We start from the raw sequence: 22,103 nt of genomic DNA on the forward strand, positions 1-22,103 counted from the left end.
TTCCTGCTTATCTTTGCAAGAGTAGTCCTTGATTGAGTTTTAATCGATAGTAGAACTTCCCCACCAATCGGCATTAGGCAGATAGCGGTCGCCGAGCATTTCTTTGCGCTGCCTTTCCAGCCTTTCTTTTACCTGGGTTTGCTGTTTCTCTTTGTAGGCTCTTTCCCGAACCGGATCATATTGCGGATCGGGCACCGGATAGCGGGCATTGCTATCGGTCAACCATACGGAGAGTTTCTTGCCGAGATAGTCCACTTTGTCGGGATATTGGGCATTGAGCGGTTCCGATTCGGTTGGGTCGATGCGGAGATTGTACAACTCATCCCGGTTATCTTCGTAATAATGGATCAATTTCCAGTCACCGTCGCGGATCACCGATGAGGGTTCGCCGCCCTGGTTCCCATAGTGCGGATAGTGCCAGTACAAAGCGCGCGGAGCAATCGCCTGCCCGTCGAGTAATAAAGGCCGGATCGATACACCGTCGACATGTTGTTCAGGCAGAAGAGGTAATCCGGCCATATCCAGGAAAGTAGGAAAGAAGTCGGCGCCCGTCACCGGTACGTCGCACGTTGACCCCGGCTCTTTGCATCCGGGATACTGTATCAACAGCGGCACCCGGAACCCACCTTCCCACTGCCGGCCTTTGCCTCCGCGCAAGGGAAGATTACTCGTAGCATAGGCATCACCTGAAGAAACGCCGCCGTTGTCGCTGGTGAAAACAATAATGGTGTTTTTGTCCAATCCAAGCTCTTCGAGTTTGTTCAGTACCAAGCCCACGGCATCGTCCATCTGACGGATCAATCCGGCATAGACCGGATTATCCTGTTGTTGGCGCACAGCAAGCGTCCGATCCACTGCAAAACCTTCTTCCGCCACTCCGTTTCCGACGGCTTTGTCACGGAAATAACGCCAGTTCGTCTCCGTCGTTTCCAATGGAGCATGCACGGCATAAAAAGAAAGGTAGGCAAAGAACGGTTGTTTTTTGTTCCGTTTCGTATGTTCTTCGATAAAGGAAGCGGTCTGCGCAGCCAGGCGGATCGACAGGTTTTCCCCTCTCGGTCCGTCGTCCATTTTCGGATTCTGGTAGGGGCTGAAATATCCTCCCGGAGGAGAACCGGCTTCATGTCCTCCGATATTGATATCGAACCCATGATCTTCCGGATACGACCCCTTACCACCCAGATGCCATTTGCCCGCCATAAAGGTCGTGTAACCCTGTTGCTGCAAAGCCTCCGGCAAGGTGGTATCTTCCAATGCCAGCTGTCGGGTATATTCGGCAGGCAAGAGTTTCGAGTGACGCCCGTTACGGCGCCAGTTCTCACCCGTAGCTTCTCCGATCCAGTTGGTTATACCGTGCCGCGCCGTGAACTTACCGGTCATAATACTCGCCCGTGAAGGGCTTGACACCTGACAGGCAGCATATCCCTGCGTAAAGTTGACACCTTTACGGGCTATCCGGTCGATATTGGGCGATTCATAATACTCACTTCCCGTACACGACAGATCGCGCCAACCCAGATCATCAGCAAGGATAAACAGGATATTCGGTTGCTTTTCTCTGGCCGCTGCCGGTGAGAGAGCAGCCAGAGAGAAACCGACCAGAAGGGATGTTTTCTGAATATTTTTCATCTACAATTCGTTTTATGGTTTCATCACCACCCCGGATTCTGCTTCAGGTCTGGATTCAAAGATAACTCTCTTAAAGGCAATGGGAACAGATAATGCTTGCTGGTATCGAATCCGCGGGAACTTCCTGACTGAACGACAATAAAACCTTCGGCATTCAAGTTGATATCTTTCCCGGGCACGACATGGGAATAGGCATCGTTATCAAACTTCGCTCCAAGGATTTCCTGCGGCAATTCGGTCTCTGCCGTTTTCCAACGGATCAGATCGTCATAACGGAAAGACTCGCTTGCCAACTCTACCCTTCTCTCCCGGCGGATCTCTTCCCGCATATTCAAGCCGTATTGATTGACAAACGCATTGGTCAGTGCCGGCAGTTTATCCGGATGATCCGTAAAGCGGTTACGCAAGGCATTGACAGAAATATCCAGATCACCATCCGAGATCTTATCTTCCAGTTCGTATGCTGCTTCGGCATAAATCAATAAGACCTCCGCATAACGGATCAGGATCTCATCGATACGCGATTGCAAATTGGTATAGGAAGCCTCATCGCCGTACTTTTTAAACATATATCCCGTACGGGTCTGATTGGCAAGGTTCGGCAGGAACGGGTCGCCCATAAAAGAATCACCGGGCTTCCAGAGCGTAAGCGCCATACGGGGATCACGGTTCGTAAACTCTGTGCCGATCGGCAGATACTCGATCTTATAAGAAGACTTGCCAATCGGCAGACCGTCTTTACAGAGGAAGGCATCGGCCAGGTTCTTGGTCGGTTCCTGCTTGAAGTCAATGATCACACTACGGGGTCTATCGTTATAAGTATTTGCTTCTTCGGAATAACGATAGGAAAGAATATGTTCTTTAGAGTCTTCGCCGGGAAGCAAGAAGAGATCTCGGTAGTTCTCATACAGGCCGTACTCTTTGGAATCGATCACTCTTTTAGCCGCTTCTTTTGCTTTCTGCAGATAAAGAGAGGAATTTCCCTGCGAATGGAATTTATAATAAGTACCGTAGTAGAGACAAACCCGTGCCATAAACGCCTGAACGGTTCCTTTGGTTATCCGTCCGACATCCGCCGACATCCCGCTTTTCACGGGGATATGAGACTCCGCAAACTCAAGGTCTTCTATTATCTTTTCCAACACTTTGTCTTTACTCTCCCGACTTCCGTAGAGTTCCGGGGAATTGAGGTCTAACGTTTCCGTTACATAAGGGACATCGCCGAAGCGCTTGATCAGGTTGAAATAGAAATATCCCCGGAAGAAACGTGCCTCACCCGCATAACGGTTCTTGATATTATCGCTTACCTGTGCAAGCGCATAATTGTTCAGGAAATCATTGGTAATGCGGATCACCGTATAGGCTTTCGTCCAATTATCGTCCGTATTGGAAGGAGTCAGTGTTCCCGAACTCACATTATTGCCAACGGCAGCAAAGCAATCCGCTGACTGGTTATCCATATTCCACGCACGGTTCATCTGATTGTAACAATAGTTGAGGGCCATACGCAAATCCTTCTCCGTGTTCCAGAAAGAACCGGGTGAAAGACTGGTCAGCGGTTCCCGGTCGAGATACCCACTGCAACCACTGATCGACAAAAGCAGAGTCAGTACACTGATATATAATATGTTTTCTTTGTTCATGATCTTAGTAATTTAGAATGTAACATTAATACCTAAAGAATATTTCCGGGTCATCGGATACATGTATCCGTCGATTGAAGTAAGCTCCGGATCAAAGTGTTTCAATAATTTGGTGTATTCACAAAGGTTATCGCCGCTTACATATATGCGGACGCGCTCGAGCAACGCTTTGTCGGTTACACTTTTCGGTAAGGTATATCCTATCTGTAGATTTTTCAGCCGCACGTACGCTCCGTTCTGAAGCCAGTGGTCCGAAATTTGCGTATTATGTCCGTTCCCGGCATAATGGCGTGGCAATAAAGCATTCGGGTTCTCGGGTGTCCAGTAGTCCGTATGGAAGGTATACGAATAATTTCCCCAGGTATCCTGGAACGGAGCCATCACGTGACGGCTCAGGTAATAATTACGTTTGCCGACTCCCTGAATCAACATGGAGATATCCAAATTCTTCCATGTGGCTCCCAAGTTCAGTCCGAATACAAAACGCGGAGTGGTGGTTCCCAGGTATTTCAGGTCATTCGGTGCGGAGATCTTCCCGTCTCCATCCTGATCGATGTATTTGATATCCCCTACTCCAACGACCGAACGATTGATCACCGCTGAATTATCGACCTCTTCCTGAGAGGTGAAATAACCATCCGTTTCGTATCCGAATATGGCTCCTAACGAGTATCCCTGTGTCTTTTGATTTACCCCAGCCACGAAATCGACAAAATCATTTCCGTAACTGACCAATACGTCTTTTTGATCCGAGAGGTTGAAGCGGGCGGAATAAGAGAAATCTTTATTTACCTGATCCTGCCAGGATACGGATAGATCCCATCCTTTCACTTCGAGTTCACCATAATTACCGGTCGGAACATTGATCCCTATCACGGAAGGAATCTCAATATTGACCAACATATCTTTATTCTTCTTGATGAAGTATTCGGCCGTTACATTCAGGTGGTTATCCACAAAGCCCATATCGGCAGCGATATTCGTATAAGTAACCGTTTCCCAGGTACGGGTTTCCGACGGTAAATTGGTCATGCGTGCCCACTGAGCCAACTCATTGCCAAAGGGATAATAACCACCAATCGTATATTGAGGGATATGGTCGTACAATCCTAAACCGTTCTGGTTCCCTAATTCACCATAAGAAGCTCTTAACTTCAGGTTGGAGAAGATCTTCTGGTTCTTCATAAACGCTTCTTCCGTCAGCCTCCATCCAATAGAAGCAGAAGGGAAGAATCCCCATTTATGCTTTTTAGAGAAACGAGAAGAGCCATCCGCACGGAAATTGAATTCCAACAGATATTTAGATGCAAAAGCATAGTTCAGTCGCATGAATCCGGAAAGCAATGCCCACTCTTCTTCTCTGACGTCATTGGTCCATCCTTCCGTTGCACCCAGTTTCAGGGAAGATAACTCATTACCGATAATATTGATACGGGAAGCCTGCAAGTCTTCATAGATCTGATGTTCGGCCGACCATCCACCCAGGGCATTGATCTCATGCTGTTTGATCTTCAGATTGTAATCAGCCAGCAATTGCCCGGTCAGGTAACGGGTATTGGCATTTACCTGTTTGATATTGTTCGGTCCGGATTGGCCTGCCGCCATCGACCGTAATCCGTCGGGACCGTACTTACCGTATTCACGGCGCCATTCCTTTTTGAAATTAGTGATAAAGGTGGCTCCCCCGACCGCTTTCAGCGTCAAGCCCTTAATAGGTTTGTAGCTAAGGGTAAAGACACCATCCAAACGTTGGATTTTCTCTTCTCCTTTGCCACCCTCCTGAAGAGCCTGGATAGGATTAGCCTGCATACGGTAACGGGAATAGTTTCCGTTCGGATCGTAGACCGGCATATTGGGGCCTGCCTGTATAAAGGTAATATAAGGAATCGTCCAACCCCCGTTACCATTTACATCTGCTCCGAATTGCGGATGATATTTTTTATTTGAATTACTGAAAGAAATACGGGAGTCCAGATTCATCTTTTCCGGGATCAACACAATATCGAGGTTGGAACGGAGATTGAACAGATCGAAATTGTCCGGCCCATATTCGGCGAAGAAACCATTCTGATCCAGCCAATTCCCGGATATCAGATAGTTCACTTTATCGGCTGCCCGCGAGATGGTCAGGTTATGGTTTTGCTGGGTCTGATTATCAAACATCATACTGATCCAGTCGACATCCGAGGTATAGATCCAGTCGTTTCCATTCGGCAGGGCGATTGTATTCGGATCTTTAATAGCATCTAACGCGTTCTGAGGGAACAAAACGGCCAGTCCCGCATTCTCAAATGCCGTATTCGAAAGGTTGGCATGCTCCATCGCATTCGTACTTTTGGGGATACGGGTAGGCGTATTGTAAGAGAAATTGCCTGAGTATTCGATCTTCACTTTATCGGTAGTTCCCTTTTTGGTCGTAATCAGGATAACCCCTTCCGCAGCACGGGCCCCGTAGATAGCAGCCGAAGCAGCATCTTTTAATACCGAAATTGATTCAATGTCTTGCGGATTCACCCGGTTGATATTTCCCGGCATTCCGTCAATGATTACCAATGCACCGGCAGAGTTGACCGAAGTGGCGCCACGGATCTGGAAAGAAGAGGCATTTCCGGGAGAACCGTCACTGGATTGTACGGTCAACCCAGCTACCGTTCCCTGCAAAGCATCGGTTACACTACGGATCGGACGGTTTTCGAGGAGATCTCCTTTTACCGTTTCGACCGATCCGGTCAGGTTCACTTTCTTCTGTGTTCCGTAACCAACGACAACCACTTCATCTAACGCCTGTGAATCCTCTATGAGGAAGATCTGGTAGTCGCGTTGTTGTCCGTCGATACGGATAGACTGAGGTTTGTAACCGATGTAAGAGATATTCAATGTTTCTCCGGCTGAAACATTCAGGGAGAACGCACCGTCGTAATCGGTCACTGTTCCGTTCGTTGTACCTTCAACAACCACCGATGCTCCGATAACCGGTTCATTCATCGACTTGTCGAAAACAGTTCCTCTGATCGTATGCTGCTGCGCATATATATAAGGTATAGCGGAAAGCAGCAGGATAAGTAATAATGTGATTTTTTGCTTCATCCTTTTTAGTTTTAAGATTATACATAATAAACAGGAAATACACACAGTCAAAAGTAAAGGGTTAGAGATAGAAGGAAACTGGCGTTTCTCTTCTTTGATACGGGGATAATCGGTCAATTTCAATCAACAGAAAAACAATAGAGGGGTTTTCATTCATACATGTTAGGGTTTTCATTCACTTTGCATTCAAAGCTTCATTATTAACATCTGCTTTACATACCGGCACAATTTTTCTTTATAACTTTACCAGTACATAGAACACTACGACAGGTCTGATTCATGAGAGTTACTTATTTTACGCTATTGTTTATTGTTGGTTTGGCACTTCATACGTATGCCTTCTTTGAAAAGGATATCCGTATACTGACCATGCAAAACGGGTTGGCGGACAACAGGGTTGCCTGTATACATAAAGACCATGACGGGTTTATGTGGTTTGGAACGGATAACGGATTGAGCCGTTACGACGGGAAGAACATAAAGAACTTTCATATACCCGGCCATTACCTGCAGATAAGCCATATCCGCGAAACATCCAATGAATTATTATGGCTGATCACTTCAGACGGGCTGGTTTGTTTCGACCGACAGATGGAATATTTTGTTCCGATCGAGAATAAGGAACCGATTCGGGATATCCTCTTCACTGAAGACACTTCGGTCTGGGCTTTTACCTTGCAGGCTTTATACCGGTATACCATTCGTTACGAAAGAGACGTCAAAGGAAGACTGACTTCGGTCTGTCTGGATCAGTCAGAGGAAATACTGGTAGTTCCGGATGAGAAAACCTCTTTCTATGCTTTTTGTTCTTCACCGGAAGGAAATATCTATTTGACGACAAACAACGGACAGGTTTTCATCGTGGATGGCATGCAGCGGCAACTGGTCTTTAAAAGTTCACCTTATGCCTACCTCAATACCTCCCGTTTACTGTACCACGACGGGCTTCTCTGGTTTTCAAACAACCGACAGGGCGTAGTGATCTATGATCCGAAGACCGATCGTTTTCGTCAATACAATTATTCTCCGCAGGATATACATCCTGTAGTTTCGCATACGGATATTTATCAAGTCGTCCCCATCAACGAAGGACGCTATGTTGCTGTTTCATGGAATGGTTATACGGTATTCACGCCGGACGGGAACGATTCATTATCTTTTACTACAACGGTGTATAATAATACAGCGTCGGAAGTTCACCGAAACATTGAGAACCGGATGATTTCGGCCTATTATGATCCATCGGGTGTTTTATGGGTAGGCACTTCGGGAGGAGGCGCACTGGCGTCGGACCTTCGCCTCCAATTCTATCAGAAATTCTATCAAGACACGCACAATGAGATCGGAGGAATCATTAAAGACAAAGAGGGTTATCTCTGGCTGGCAACCTACCATCAGGGGATTATGAAAAGCGAAAAGCCTTTCAATCCGCAGGAAAAGCTTTCCTTCCAGCCTGCTTTCCTTTTGCCTTCGTCACCCATGATATGCGCCTGTGAAGATCAGGATGGTGATTTATGGTTTGGAGGACATGATGGCGTATTGATCTGTTATTTGCAAAAAGAAAAGAAATATGCTGTACTTCCTATCCGTCTGGAAGACAATCTTCTCTATAAAGGGCTGGTCGCTAAAATCTTTGCGGATAATGAGAACAGATTGTGGTTAGGCACAAATCAGGGTTTACTGCTCTATGAAAAAGACACAGGCAAAGTAACCCGCTACCGGGGAGATTTCGGACAAATATATACCCTTGCCGAAAGTGCCGACTACCTGTGGATCGGTTCAAGTAGAGGACTGCATAAATTCAATCTGGCAGACCGGATAATCACTGAAAGTGGATATGAAGAAAAAGCCGGATTGGAAGTGCAAACGATCCGTTCTCTCCTGGCTTCTTCCGAAAACATACTGTATATCGGATATTCAGGAGGATTCGGCGTGATGGATATTGCTTCCGATTCCATCCGCTACTTCTATACCACACAGGAAGGGTTAAGCAATAACTCGGTAGGCTGTATCCAGGAAGACGGGAATGGAGATATCTGGTTAGGAAATAATTCTTCCATCTCCCGCTACAGCCGGCATCAAAAGCTATTCTATAACTATTATATTTCCGGGAATAACTGTTCGGTTTTGTGGTACGACGATTATTTGTTTTGGGGAAATAATATGAACCTGACTTACTTCGACCCCATACAGGTGAAACATCATATGCACGCGATCGACCATGTAAAAATCACTCAGATAGAAGTGGATAACAAACCGGTCGGCATAGGAGAAAAAGTAAATGGTCAGATCATCCTTAAAGAAGGTGTTCCCTACACCCAAACATTGACATTAAATCAACAAAACAATCATTTCAGCCTCTCATTCAGTAACCTTACCTTCTCGGAAGAGTTGCAAAAATATATGTACCGCCTTTTGCCCTTGCAGTCCGAATGGATCGTGGTAGACGAAGGAGAAAGAGCCTCTTTCACCAATCTGGCAAAAGGAAATTATACCTTTGAGGTGAAAAGTATTTTCCCGGATGGTTCCAGCGGGGAAGTGGCCACATTGGCTGTCACCTTATTGCCCCATTGGTACGAGACCGTTACCTTCCGGTTATTTGTCTTTTTACTCCTATCCGTTTGTTTATACCTGTTGTATTGGTGGCTGAAAAAGAAACAGGAAAGATTAAGCCAGGAAGAAAAACTAAAACACGAATTGGTCGTAGCCAATCTGGAGCGAAAAAAAGAGAAACAAATACATCAAGAACGCGAAAACTTCTTTACCAACGTATCACATGAATTAAGAACGCCTTTAACCTTGATTCTCTCTCCTCTTCAGGAACTGATACAGGGCAAGGCTGATCCTGTAGACGTACAAAAAAAATTGTCGCTGATATACGGAAATGCGAAATCATTGAGTTCGCTCACCGACCAGTTATTATACGTGCAGAAAATAGAGGCTGGCATGGTTCAACTACATATTTCTTATGTGGATATCGTAGATTTAGTACGTAAGACGTTTAACTCTTTCAATCAATTAGCCGCCATAAAGGATATCGATTATCAATTTATCCACGAACCGGAAGAATTAAAATTATGGATCGATGTATCTAAAATACAATCGGCAGTCCGGAATCTATTGTCGAATGCATTCAAATACACCTCTACCCGAAACCGTATTGAAGTCGTATTGAAACAGCAAATAGTCGATAACAATAGCTATTGTACGATCGAAGTGATCGATACCGGAATCGGGATAGAAGAGGAATTACAAAAGAGAGTCTTCGACTCTTTTATCACCGGGAAAACCGATCCTTCCATGTCGACCAAGGTCGGTATCGGGCTACGCATTGTAAAAAACACCATGGATCTGCATCATGGAAAAGTATTGTTGGAAAGTAGTCCGGGAGAAGGTACGAAATTTATCCTTTTCATTCCGGAGGGAAAACAACACTTTGCCGAAGACAAATATGAGTTGGAAGAAGAAACAGTGACCGCAGAAAATATAAACGCAACATATCTTTCCTTGGAACAAACAGAACAACCGAAGAAAAAGAGTGGCAAACAGATCTTGATCATTGAAGACAATGATGAGATGCGGCAATATATCTGCAGTCTCTTCGGGAAAGAATATGTTGTATTGGAAGCCACAAACGGCCAGCAAGGTCTGGATAAAGCGATCGAAGCAGGGCCTGATCTTATTATCTCCGACATCATGATGCCGGTAAAAGATGGATTTAGCTGCTGTGAAGAGCTGAAATCGCAGTTAAAAACAGCCCATATCCCTATCATTATGTTGACTGCCAAAGCCGAAGATGCCGATCTGTTGAAAAGTATGCGAATCGGGGTAGACGATTACCTGATGAAACCTTTTAACCCGGAAGTATTAAAGGTCAAAGTTGAAAACCTGATTAGAAACCGGGAGGAACTTAAACGTATTTATACCCGGACATTATTGACGGTTCAGAACGAACAGGATGAAGAGGAAGAAAAGAATCTTTTCATGCAAAAAGTGATCACGCTTATAGAACTCAACCTGACCCATCCGGATTTCAACGCCAAATCACTCGCGGAGAAGCTCAATTGCAGTCAACCCACCTTATACCGAAAGATAAAGTTATATACCGGATTATCTATCATTGAGGTAATCCGAAGTATCCGCATGAGTAAAGCCGCCTCCTACCTTATGGAAAGAAAATATTCGGTCCAGGAAGTATGCGAGATGGTCGGGTATAACGATATGAATACCTTCCGGAAATTTTTCAATAAACAGTTCGGGGTTTCGCCTTCGAAATATGCAGAACACTAACCATCGAACCCCCAAAGCTATTATAATATTGCAGATACCGCTTCGGCGCAACGTTCGCCATCGATTGCTGCCGAGACGATTCCTCCGGCGTATCCGGCGCCTTCGCCGCAGGGGAAGAGGCCTTTACAGTGGATATGTTGGAAGGATTCCCGGTCGCGCAGGATACGGACGGGCGAAGAGGTACGGGTTTCCATCCCGATCATCAAGGCTTCGTTCGTCAGGAAACCTTTAGAGCTGTTGCCGAAGTGACGAAAGCCGTCGCGCAGGCGGGAAGTAATAAACTCAGGCATCCAGAAATGCAGAGGAGAAGCCAAGAGGCCCGGCGTATAAGAGGAATCGGGCAGATCGGATGAGTTTTTCTTTTGCACAAAGTCGAGCATGCGTTGCGCCGGTGCCGTTTGTTTCTGTCCGCCATTCAGCCAGCAGAGTTCTTCCAGCCGTTCCTGGAACGCCATCAGCGCCAATGGCGAATCGGCAGGCTCTTCGATCGCTTCATATTGCATCAATACCGGATAATCCTCGGGGCGTACCTCGACGACCATGCCCGAATTGGCCCAACGGCTTCCGCGGTTGGAAGGCGACATGCCGTTGACCACGACCTGGCGGGCGTCACTGGCGGCGGGAACGACAAATCCGCCGGGACACATACAGAACGAATACACGCCCCGCCCGTTTGCCTGAGTGACAAAGCTATATTCGGCGGCAGGCAGGAACTCTCCCCGCCCCTCTTTCCGGTGGTATTGGATCTGATCGATCAGTTGCTGCGGATGCTCCAGACGAACGCCCACGGCGATGCCTTTCGCTTCGATAGCGATCTCTTGCGCGTAGAGGTAGCGGTACACATCGCGTGCCGAATGCCCGGTAGCCAGGATCACCGGCCCCCGGAATGTCTTTCCGTTGTGCGTTTCGATGCCGATCACCTCATCGCCTTGGCGAATCAAGCGGTCCATCCGGGTCTCGAAGTGAATCTCTCCGCCGGAGCGGATGATCTGATGGCGCATATTCTCGATCACGCGGGGCAATTTGTCCGTCCCGATATGCGGATGGGCATCGACCAGGATCGACGGGGTCGCGCCGAACTGGCAGAAGACGTGTAATATCTTATCGACCGAACCCCGCTTCTTACTGCGCGTATACAGTTTGCCGTCCGAGAAAGCTCCCGCGCCGCCTTCGCCGAAACAGTAATTCGACTCGGGATCGACCGTATGTTCCCGGCTGATCAAAGCAATATCTTTGCGGCGGGCGTGCACATCCTTGCCCCGTTCGACCACGATCGGACGCAGTCCCAACTCGATCAACCGCAGGGCGGCAAACAAACCGCCGGGGCCGGCACCGACCACAACGACCGGTTTCCCACCGGAGACATCTTTATACGCTACCGTCGGAAACTCTTCCTCTTCGGGCTCTTCGTTCAGGAAAACACGGACTTTCAGATTGAGATAAATCGTTCGCTGACGGGCATCGACCGAACGTTTCAACACGCGCACGGCCGTCACAGCGGATACGGCCTCCCCCAGTTCGCGGGAAACCACCTGTTTGAGTGAGTCTTCATTCGCTGCCTGTTCGGGCAGAAGACGCAATTGCAACTCTTTGATCATTTTATTTTATTTATGTAACGGCAAATAGTAAATCAAACCGCCCTGTACGCGGAAGCCACTCCAGTCGGGATGCATATCGGGGAAGCGTTTGGGCGTTTCGTTGAACTTCTTCGTGAGATCCAATTCATATCCGGCATTGATATTGAGCGCCAGGCCTTCCCACAAACGGATCTGGCAGCCGATGGCCGGTTCGACGAAAGTGTTCAGCCCCTTCATCGAGAAATGATCATCGCCTACGGAAAGACCTCCGATGCGCAGTTCCTCCGACATTTTGCCATTGTTGAACACCACACCGGCAGTCAGTTGCCCGTAAGGACGAATCCGATTCGCTTTGGACGTCATGAAAAACCGATAATAGCCACCCAGGCGAATGCCTTTGGTCCGGAGGGTAAAATCGTAGGAGCCCGAGTAGTCGGCCACTCCTTTATTGCCAACAGTATTCATCAGATCCAGGGCAATACCCGCCTGATGGGTCGGGTTGAAGGCATAACCAACCTTCGCCTGGTGCGTGAAATGGGCGGGAAAGTTGTCCGTCAGTTTCAGATACGTCAAAGGAGGATTCACCTCTGCCATGACATCCTTCAGGTCCGACATACGGAACGTACCATAACCCAGGTTGTATTCCAACGTTAACTCTTGTGCCTTGCCGGCCGCCACAGTGGCCAGGCAAAAGCTGATCAATAACAGGATTCGTTTCATCGTTGCAGTTCCTTTCCTAAATAAAGTGCGTATCCGCTTTCGGAGATTAAGGTATTCCCCTGCAGTTGACAGGGCCAGTAGGTGATCGGCAGGGAATAGATCGCCTGTCCGCTCGCCGGGTCGAAGACGATCGCTTTATTATCGCTATACATTAATAATAAACCCGAATCGGGATCGATATTACTAAGGCGCATACCCGAGGGAACCGTCCAACGCGCCACCACCGAAGCGTTGCGTGCGTCGTATTGCGTCAGTTGTCCCTGGTGATATACAAAGAGTTGCTCCGGACGGCGGGGATTCACGCACCACGACTCGAAGGCAACCGGGAGGGCCGACTCAGCCGTCACCCGGTAGTCGCCAAGTGTCAGGACGGTGATCTCCTGCGTATCGCTTTCATAGTAGACATACTTTCCGTTCGGCGCAATAAAGCTCTGCGTGGTGTATTCATGGCGGACAGGCAAGGCAAACGAATAGTCCAAATCGCCCGATACGGCATCGTAGACCTGGAGTTTCATCGGGAAGATAACCACCGACAACAATTTATCGTCGGCCGTCAGTACCGGCTCGCCCGTAAGCGTACGGGATTCGGCAAAGGGTATGCGAATGATGGGCGACAAGGTCTTCCCATTCAGGATATTCATCGCGTAGGTTTCGCAAGCCAAAATCTTCTCCTGATAGAGCGAAACGCCATAACCCACCACATGATCCGGTGTACTGTGTTTCGCTCCCGTCCGTTGCAAGGAAGGGATCGACCAGGCGGCAATTTCTCTTTGCGTACTGGCATACAACTGCTTCAACAGCGGGTTATATCCCGTCCGCGTCCAGCCCTGATCGGGAGTGATACAGGTGCCCGGGCTACGGTCGACCATCAAATAGTCGCTGATATTCATATTTTCATCCCGGTCTGCCGGATTTGCTGCCGTCACAAGGAAAGCGTGTAACGACTGCCGGGTGCCAAAAGCAAAATAAGGGATACAAATCGAACGCTCAGCCGACTGTTCGACCAACCAGTTTCCTTCTTCGTCGCGGATACTTATCACCGTATGATAAGGATTCGTCCAATTGACGACGATACTGTCCGGACGGCTGTAGTCCATCGTCAGGTTCAAGGCTTCCCCCGGCAAGACCAGGTCGCCACAACGCCAGGCTTCCCGATCGCTATGATGGGCATATACCTGATACCAACGCATACTGCCGATATAGGTACGGTCTACGAAGGACGTTTGTTCGATGTCTTTGATGATAACGGCTTCTCTGTCCTGGGTCGACAGGGTGTAATGCGTAAAAGTAGAGGCGCCGAGTGAAGGTTTATCCCAGGAAAGCTCCAGATAACCCTCGGCATTGATGCGATGGCGCAGGTGACGATCCGCATCATTCGGGTCGACCACCTTCAACGTCCATTCAAACGTGCCCATATAGGACTCATACCCCAGGTTCTCGGCAATACTGCCGCTACCGGTGGCCAGATAGATCTCACAAGTCAACGTATACTCGCCATCCGCAAGCGCAAACAAGCCCAAAGGCAGGATGCCCGAACCGCCCGGCTGTTGAATCGTACGATCGCCGATGCGGAAGTGGCAGCCTATCGGCTCATGCCCGGAAGTGACCAGGTAATAAAAGACTGTTGCATTCCGATCCACGACAAGTATAGTCTCGCCCGTGTTCTCGGCATCCAATACAATACCCATCTCGACCTGGTCGGCGGGCTTTTCTAAGTCAACGTAATTTTCATGAATCGGGTATTCACAACTACTCAGCAGCCATACGATGCCGAGTAGATAGAGAAGAAATGGTTTCATTTGTCTTTTCACCTTAAATATGTTGTTATCCGAAGAGTTGGCGGAAGGCTTCTTCGACCTTCTTCACCTGTATGATTTGGATTTTACTCTTAGAAACGTCGAAACCCTTTAGATTATTGTATGGTATCAGAATACGTGAGAAGCCTAAGCGCTCGGCTTCGAGGATACGTTGCTCGATGCGGTTGACCGGACGGATCTCGCCCGAGAGCCCGACTTCGCCTGCCAGACAAGTGCCCGGCTCGATACTGATATCGAGGCTGGAAGAGAGAATGGCGCTGATCACCGCCAGGTCGATCGCCGGATCGTTCACCCGCAAGCCGCCGGCAATATTCAGGAAGACGTCTTTCTGCACCAGCTTGAAGCCGGCACGTTTCTCCAACACGGCCAACAGCATATTCATCCTTCGCAGGTCGAAACCGGTAGCGCTTCGCTGGGGCGTGCCGTAGACGGCTGAACTGACCAAAGCCTGTGTCTCGATCAGGAACGGGCGAATGCCTTCGATAGCCGCCGCGATCGCCACACCACTCAGCCCTTCATGGTTCTGGGTTAATAATAATTCGGAGGGGTTGCTCACTTCGCGCAAGCCGTCTTGCCGCATCTCGTAGATACCCAACTCGGCCGTACTGCCGAAACGGTTCTTGATGCTGCGCAGGATCCGGTACATATAATGCTGATCGCCTTCGAACTGCAAGACCGTATCCACGATATGTTCCAACACCTTCGGCCCGGCGATACTTCCTTCTTTATTGATATGGCCGATCAGTAGGACGGGCACGCCTGTTTCCTTGGCATACTTCAGTATGGCTGCACTACATTCGCGTACCTGCGACACACTGCCGGGCGACGACTCGACCATCTCGGTAAACACCGTCTGAATGGAATCAATGATCATCAGATCGGGTTGGATATTCTGTGCCTGCACGAAGATCTGCTCCAGATTGGTCTCACAAAGGACAAAACACGGGCTGTCGTTCGATGACAAGCGGTCGGCACGCAGTTTCAACTGGCGACTGCTCTCTTCTCCGGAGACATACAACGTCTTCATTCCGTCTAATCCCAATACGGTTTGCAACACCAGGGTCGATTTGCCGATTCCCGGTTCGCCACCGATCAGTACCAATGATCCTTTCACCAGTCCTCCACCCAGAACGCGGTTCAACTCTTCGTTGCGCATATCGATTCGCGCTTCTTCTTCGGTTGTCACATCCCGCAACAAGGTGGGACGTGCCTTTGCGTTATCCGTCAATCCGGGTATCGTGCGCTTGGCGGCCGGTTCCTTCGCGATCATTTCCTCGACGTAGGTATTCCACTCCCCGCAGGAAGGGCATTTACCCACCCACTTCGGCGAGTCGGCCCCGCAATGGGAACATACATATACTGTTTTAGTCTTTGCCATTTCTTGTGATTTGGAGGTAAAGGTACAAAAACTCACCTTTTATATGTATGTTTGCATGATTCTATTCGTGCCAGACAGCAAACTATTAATGAAATACGTACATGAGACAAGTAAAAACCATTTTGTTCCTATTGGGCATATTGTTTCTGAACAACAGTTGCCAACCCAAAGTAAATCAACCTATGCAAGAGAAGGTTGTCGTGGCGTACGTCACTTCGTGGACATCCGTCATGCCCGATCCGGCTTATATCACCCATATCAATTATGCTTTCGGACACGTAACGGAGACTTTCGACGGCGTCCGGATCGACAATGAAGAACGGCTGCACCGGATCGTCGCTTTGAAAGAAGAAGCACCTCACCTGAAAGTCTTATTATCCGTCGGCGGCTGGGGAAGCGGACGCTTCAGTGAGATGGCAGCTGAAGAAGCGCTTCGGAAAAGTTTCGCAAACGACTGTCAACGGGTGGTTAAAGAGTTCGGACTCGATGGCATCGATATCGATTGGGAATACCCGACCAGCACCTTAGCCGAAATCTCCGCCTCGCCCGATGATACGGAAAACTTCACCCTGTTGATGCGGGATATCCGCGAAGCCATCGGCACGCATAAACTCTTAACCCTCGCCTCGGCGGCTTCGGCCCAGTTCATTGATTTCCGGGCGATCGATCCGTATATGGACTTTATCAATATCATGGCCTACGATATGGGATCCGCCCCGATCCATCACGCGCCGCTCTACCGCTCGCAGTATGCCGGAGGCAATACGGCGCATGAAGCCGTGGAGAAGCACCGGGAAGCCGGCGTATCTTACCACAAACTGGTCCTGGGTATGCCGTTCTACGGACGCGGCGGGCAGGGAGGTTTCCCCCGCGGCATGAAATACCATGATATCGAACGGATTGAAGGATACGAACGACGATGGGACGACGAAGCCCAGGCACCTTATCTGGCAGACTCGGCGGGTGCGTTTGTTTGCGGCTACGAGAATCCCCGTTCCATCGCCGTTAAGGCACAATATATCCACGACAAAGGATTATTGGGCGGTATGTATTGGGAATATGCCGATGATAACGAAGCGGGCGACCTGCGCCGGGCGGTTTATAACGGCGTGATCGGCCGTCCTTCGGGTGCTCCCGTCAAATAAATATAAATTATGAAAAAGAATAAAGTAAATATCTGCCTGTTTCTGCTCTCTCTATTTCCGGTTTTATCCTGGGGACAAGTGCCGGAGGGGTATCCGGCGAATTATGCAACTGCTCCGCGGTTTAAAGCTTTGGTTTATTATAGTACGCAGGTGGAGACTGCCCATGTTGAGTTTGCCACGGATGCAGTTGAGTTCTTCCGTCGCCTGAATTATGGCGAGGGGTATATATTGGAGGTAACGACCGATCTCTCCGACTATCCGTATGAGAAACTGAAAGCGTATGATATAGTCGTCTGGCTCAACAACTCACCTTCTTCTCCGGAACAGCGCAAAGCGTTCGAGCAATACATGGAGAACGGTGGGGGCTGGATGGGGTTTCATGCCGCGGCGTATAACGATAAACACACGAACTGGCCCTGGTTTGTTCAGTTCCTCGGGGGCGGCGTATTCTATTGCAACAACTGGCCGCCGCAGCCTGTAAAGGTGGAGGCAGATCAGCCCAAACACCCGGTAATGAAGAACTTGCCTCCTACTTTTGTTGCCCCGGAGAGCGAATGGTATCAATGGACACCAAGCCCACGCGAGAACAAAGACGTGGAAGTTCTGCTCTCGATCTCGCCCGACAATTACCCGCTGGGCATTAAAGACGTGGTTAACTTCGGCGATTTCCCCATCGTCTGGACCAACAAGAACTATCGCATGATCTACCTCAATATGGGACATGGCGACGACGAATTTACCGATGCCACACAAAAGCTACTCTTCATCAATGCGTTCCGATGGACGGTCAGCCAAAACGCAACCGGTGATCCGTTCAAGAAATAGGCATTTACATTATACTTAACATATTACAGACATGAGACGGATAAGAATATTCTATTCATTGATTTTAAGCGTATATATCGCTTTCTCTTCGGTTGCATTTGCACAAAAGAAGGAACAGCCTTTACGGATAGCTGTCGCCGGAGTATCCCACGGGCATTTATGGGATGTCGTATCGCGCATAGACCGGGGGGATTTTGTGGTGGTCGGCGTATCGGAAGCTGATGATCAGATCCGGGTGAATAATGGATTATACAAAAAGCTGGATATTTCCCTTTTCTATGCCTCACTCGAAGAGATGCTGGATAAGACTCAGCCGGAAGTAGCCGTTGCCTATGGTTCGATATACGATCACCTGGCTGTCGTTGAGGCTTGCGCACCCCGCGGTATTCATGTGATGGTGGAAAAACCGCTGGTGGTAAGCCTTGATCATGCCCAACGCATGGCGGAACTGGCCGATAAACATCAAATTAAGATCATAACCAATTACGAAACGACCTGGTACCCGACTAACCATGAAGCCAAATGGATGATCGACTCCGGCCTTATCGGCGAAATCACCCGGATCAATGTGTACGACGGTCATCAGGGGCCTTTTGAGATTGGTTGTGGAAAAGAGTTTACCGACTGGCTGACCGACCCGGTACTGAATGGCGGCGGTGCCGTGATCGATTTCGGATGTTACGGAGCGAATCTGGCAACCTGGTTGATGAACGGCCAACGCCCGGTCAGCGTCTATGCCGTACTGAAACAGCAAAAGCCACATCTTTATCCCAAGGTCGACGATGATGCTACAATCGTGGTCGAATATCCGAATGCGACCGTGCAAATCATGGCGTCGTGGAACTGGCCGATCAACCGGAAAGATATGCATATCTACGGAAGCAAAGGTTATATCTATCAGGACACCAAAGAAAAGATGCGCCTTTACACCAATAAAAAAGAAACAAACCCCGTCCCGGTAGCTTTAGAAGCCCCTTACAACGACGTATTCTACTACCTGAAAGCCGTCGTCCGCGAAGAGATCGAAATGAAGCCCTACGACCTCTCCGCCCTCGACAACAACCTGATCGTCGTAGAAATACTGCAAGCCGCCATCCAAAGCCACAAAACAGGGGAAGTCATCCGGTTCAAATAAGGGAAGAGGTGAAATTCACTACCCAAAAGATCACTTTTTCACCCTCTTCATTTTTACAGTTCTTGTTTTGAATTTCAGAAGTGAAATATCACAATGAGGGATCACCCCGTATTATTGTGGAGAAGTTCCTACTTGATGATAATAGAGCACGCAGATGACGCAGACTAAAGCGCAGATGGTCACAGATAAATATTTAATTAATAATAAATTATCTGCGTAGATCTGCGCTTTAGTCTGCGTCATCTGCGTGCTATAATACCCACTCGAATTTCGACTCCACAACTTTCCGGGTTGATCCACAATGAGTTAAATTTACTGAGTCTTGATCCGGTAGACGGAGAAGGAATAAGCCGGTAGTTCCGGATTGAAAGCGCTTTCAACCGGGCATTGCGTGGTCACCGGCCGGGCTTGTTTGTCATCCGGCGTTCCGGTCAATACCGTGCGTACCACCTGGGTGCCTGCCGGCGTTATGCCTTCCAATTGCAGCGTTGTTTTCACCGCGACGGGCAATAGATTCACTAATTTGATGATCACGTCGTTCGTTTCCTCATCGCGAACGACCGATACACCGATGCGTTTGCGCACGCCATCTCGACGATCCGACAAGTCGATGCGGCTGGGTAAATAATGGTTCCCGGCGTTTTGCCCATACAATTGCTGCACGTAATAGCCTACGGTCGGTTTCACTTCCGTATTGTTGAAATAGATCAGGTCCGGATTCCATTGCGTATGCCCTTCTTTGGCCAATAGCGGGGCATAAGAAGTCATCGGTACAATATCCGCATTGCGCTCGACGGCAGTCAGGAAAAGGGCTTCGGCCAAAGCCGTTTCGATATTCACCGGACGTCCGGGCAGGTGGGCGGCATATTCCCCAAGATAGACTTTAGACTTCGTGCGATCGTAACGGTCGTAATAATCTTGGTTATGGATAAACCAACCCGGCGGGTTGTAATAATGTTCATCGACGATGGGCACGTCCAGGCGGCTTGCGATCTTCCAACCTTCTTCATAATCGGTTCCTTCATAGAATGGCCCGACGGTACCGATCACCACGATTTCAGGGTACTTCTCTTTGACCGCTTTGTAGATCATCTCGAAACGCTCTTCAAAGACATCGGTGATCTGGTCTTCATTGCCGATCCCGAGATATTTCAGGTTGAAAGGCTTCGGATGCCCCGCTTCGGCCCGTTTCTTTCCCCAAACCGTTTGGGCATCTCCGTTTGCCCATTCGATCAGGTCGAAGATCTCCTGGATATAGTTCTCCATCTCGCACATCGGAATGCCACCCTGCTGCCCACCGGCCACACCGTGTTGATGGGCAGAGTTCTGACAGGGAACGCCGGCAGCCAAAACGGGGACAGGCTCCGCGCCCAGGTCTTCACAAAACTGGAAGTACTCGTAATACCCCAGTCCGGCAGTCTGATGATAGCCCCAGAGGTTACGTTGCGGCACACGCGCTTCCAACGGGCCGATCGTATTCTTCCAGCGATACATATTGTGCAACCCGTCACCATGCGCAACGCAGCCGCCGGGGAAGCGCACAAAACGTGGTTTTATATCTGCCAAAGTCTGAGCCAGGTCGGCGCGCAAGCCATTCTTGCGTCCCTTGAATGTCTTCTGCGGAAAGAGAGAGATCATATCCAACGCGTAAACTCCCGCCATTTGGGGAATCACTTCAAGCCGGGCATTCGTGCAAGTTTCTTTGGCCGTCAGTACCGCTTGTACTTTTTTCCATGGATTCGAAACTGATACTTTGGTTTCGGCAATCACCTTCCCCGCTTCCATCAGACGGATAGTCAGTTTGCCGCCTTTCCTGTTTGGCATACGGGCAAACAGGGACAGGTCATATTTTTCACCGGCTTTCAGGCAGATCCCGTCGAAACCGTCGTTAGTGAAAACCGCGCCAACAGTTTCTACGTTCAATAAAGCGTAGTGTTTATTATTCTCGTGTATAGGATCCGTGGCCTCGATCGTCCAGGAAGCGCCACCGCCATGCAGTTGCCAGGCTGTCTGATGGTTCCAGTTCGGGTCGCGCCCTTCCTTATCCATCGGATCATATTCAAAATCGCGGTTCTGGATCAATTCGGCATAAAGCCCACCGTCGGCCGCGTAATTGATGTCTTCAAAGAAGATACCGATAAACAGGTCGCTGATCTCATGGGCTTGTGTCGGATCAACCGTGATCTTGGCCTCTACGGGTTTCAAGCCGGCAAAACGTATCGCATCATCTTTTGTTGTTTCTCCGTTCTGCATGGCTTTGAAAGCGGCTAACTGCTGTGATTGGATCAAGCCGTCGATCAACGCCCAGGCAACCTTATGACAACTTCCCGTTTCCTCTTTTCCACTGATCAGAGCCGTCTGATACTGACGCTCCCATTGTGATAAAGGGAAAGGGGCTTCCTGCCCCAATTGGTTTTCCAAGTCCGACAGGGACAGATACGACTGACGCCACCAGAAAGCCAGATCGCCGGAGGCGGCATGCGCCACCCGCTCATCGCTTTCATTCAAACGCCACAGGCAATGCCATCGGCCGTCTTTCCCTGCGAAGACGATCGGCTTGACCATTCGTTTCTCCAACCCCCAACGTCCGTAGTCACAACGCACATAACTATGCTCCGGACCGATCGCCTGCCAATCCTGTGCGTCACGACTCCAAGCAAAATGAAGTCCGTTGCGTCCTTCGTTTTTATCTGTCGCATAGGCAAAGATATAAGCCGAATCGGGTTCATTCATTACTGTGGGTGCTACAGCCAGGATCGTCTCCCCCAGCCCAAATAGAAAAAATAGTAAAAGAAATAAGTTCCTCATGATCCGATTGATTAAGTTCCCCACAAAGTAAATGTATTCTTTACAGTTA

12 protein-coding genes are annotated in these 22,103 nt (G+C 49.0%); 4 read left to right on the forward strand and 8 right to left on the reverse strand.

Annotated features, from left to right (window positions below; genetic code table 11):
- Positions 1-39: 39 nt before the first annotated feature.
- From M2133_RS05505 to M2133_RS05515, 3 genes are read right to left on the reverse strand one after another with little or no spacing between them, the layout of a single operon-like run.
- A complete protein-coding gene (locus M2133_RS05505) occupies positions 40-1,629 on the reverse strand; it encodes a sulfatase (RefSeq protein ID WP_277464997.1) in 1,590 nt (529 codons plus the stop codon).
- Positions 1,630-1,652: 23 nt separating this feature from the next.
- Complete coding sequence (locus M2133_RS05510) at positions 1,653-3,272, reverse strand: RagB/SusD family nutrient uptake outer membrane protein (protein ID WP_277464998.1); 1,620 nt, start codon at positions 3,270-3,272, stop codon at positions 1,653-1,655.
- 12 nt (positions 3,273-3,284) lie between these two features.
- On the reverse strand, positions 3,285-6,359 hold the full coding sequence (locus M2133_RS05515; protein ID WP_277465000.1) for a TonB-dependent receptor: 3,075 nt from the start codon (positions 6,357-6,359) through the stop codon (positions 3,285-3,287).
- Positions 6,360-6,638: 279 nt separating this feature from the next.
- On the opposite strand from M2133_RS05515, the gene M2133_RS05520 reads away from it, so the two are divergent.
- Positions 6,639-10,649, forward strand: coding sequence for a two-component regulator propeller domain-containing protein (locus M2133_RS05520; protein ID WP_277465001.1), 4,011 nt, complete (start codon positions 6,639-6,641; stop codon positions 10,647-10,649).
- 20 nt (positions 10,650-10,669) lie between these two features.
- Here M2133_RS05520 and M2133_RS05525 read toward each other — a convergent pair whose 3' ends face one another.
- Genes M2133_RS05525 through radA form a run of 4 tightly spaced genes read right to left on the reverse strand, consistent with a single transcriptional unit; the run spans position 10,670 to position 16,141 of the window.
- Positions 10,670-12,247: an FAD-dependent protein gene (locus M2133_RS05525; protein WP_277465002.1), complete on the reverse strand. Its 1,578-nt coding sequence runs from the start codon at positions 12,245-12,247 to the stop codon at positions 10,670-10,672.
- Positions 12,248-12,253: 6 nt separating this feature from the next.
- On the reverse strand, positions 12,254-12,946 hold the full coding sequence (locus M2133_RS05530; protein ID WP_277465003.1) for a hypothetical protein: 693 nt from the start codon (positions 12,944-12,946) through the stop codon (positions 12,254-12,256).
- Positions 12,943-14,745 carry a hypothetical protein gene (locus M2133_RS05535; protein WP_277465004.1) on the reverse strand — a complete coding sequence of 601 codons (1,803 nt, stop codon included), beginning with the start codon at positions 14,743-14,745 and terminating at the stop codon, positions 12,943-12,945. Before M2133_RS05535 ends, M2133_RS05530 begins: the two co-directional genes overlap by 4 nt.
- A 25-nt stretch (positions 14,746-14,770) precedes the next feature.
- A complete protein-coding gene (gene radA, locus M2133_RS05540) occupies positions 14,771-16,141 on the reverse strand; it encodes a DNA repair protein RadA (RefSeq protein ID WP_277465005.1) in 1,371 nt (456 codons plus the stop codon).
- A gap of 101 nt (positions 16,142-16,242) precedes the next feature.
- Between radA and M2133_RS05545 the strand changes: the two genes are divergently transcribed.
- From M2133_RS05545 to M2133_RS05555, 3 genes are read left to right on the forward strand one after another with little or no spacing between them, the layout of a single operon-like run.
- Positions 16,243-17,286, forward strand: coding sequence for a glycoside hydrolase family 18 protein (locus M2133_RS05545; protein ID WP_346843231.1), 1,044 nt, complete (start codon positions 16,243-16,245; stop codon positions 17,284-17,286).
- A 9-nt stretch (positions 17,287-17,295) separates the two neighbouring features.
- Complete coding sequence (locus M2133_RS05550; protein ID WP_277465006.1) at positions 17,296-18,111, forward strand: ThuA domain-containing protein; 816 nt, start codon at positions 17,296-17,298, stop codon at positions 18,109-18,111.
- 31 nt (positions 18,112-18,142) lie between these two features.
- Positions 18,143-19,246, forward strand: coding sequence for a Gfo/Idh/MocA family oxidoreductase (locus M2133_RS05555; protein WP_277465007.1), 1,104 nt, complete (start codon positions 18,143-18,145; stop codon positions 19,244-19,246).
- Between the two features lie 312 nt (positions 19,247-19,558).
- Here the strand turns inward: M2133_RS05555 and M2133_RS05560 are convergent, their stop codons facing one another.
- Complete coding sequence (locus M2133_RS05560) at positions 19,559-22,054, reverse strand: alpha-L-arabinofuranosidase C-terminal domain-containing protein (protein WP_277465009.1); 2,496 nt, start codon at positions 22,052-22,054, stop codon at positions 19,559-19,561.
- Between the last annotated feature and the right edge of the window lie 49 nt (positions 22,055-22,103).

The organism is Parabacteroides sp. PF5-6 (genome assembly GCF_029504695.1).
Taxonomy (GTDB): Bacteria; Bacteroidota; Bacteroidia; order Bacteroidales; family Tannerellaceae; genus QVMG01.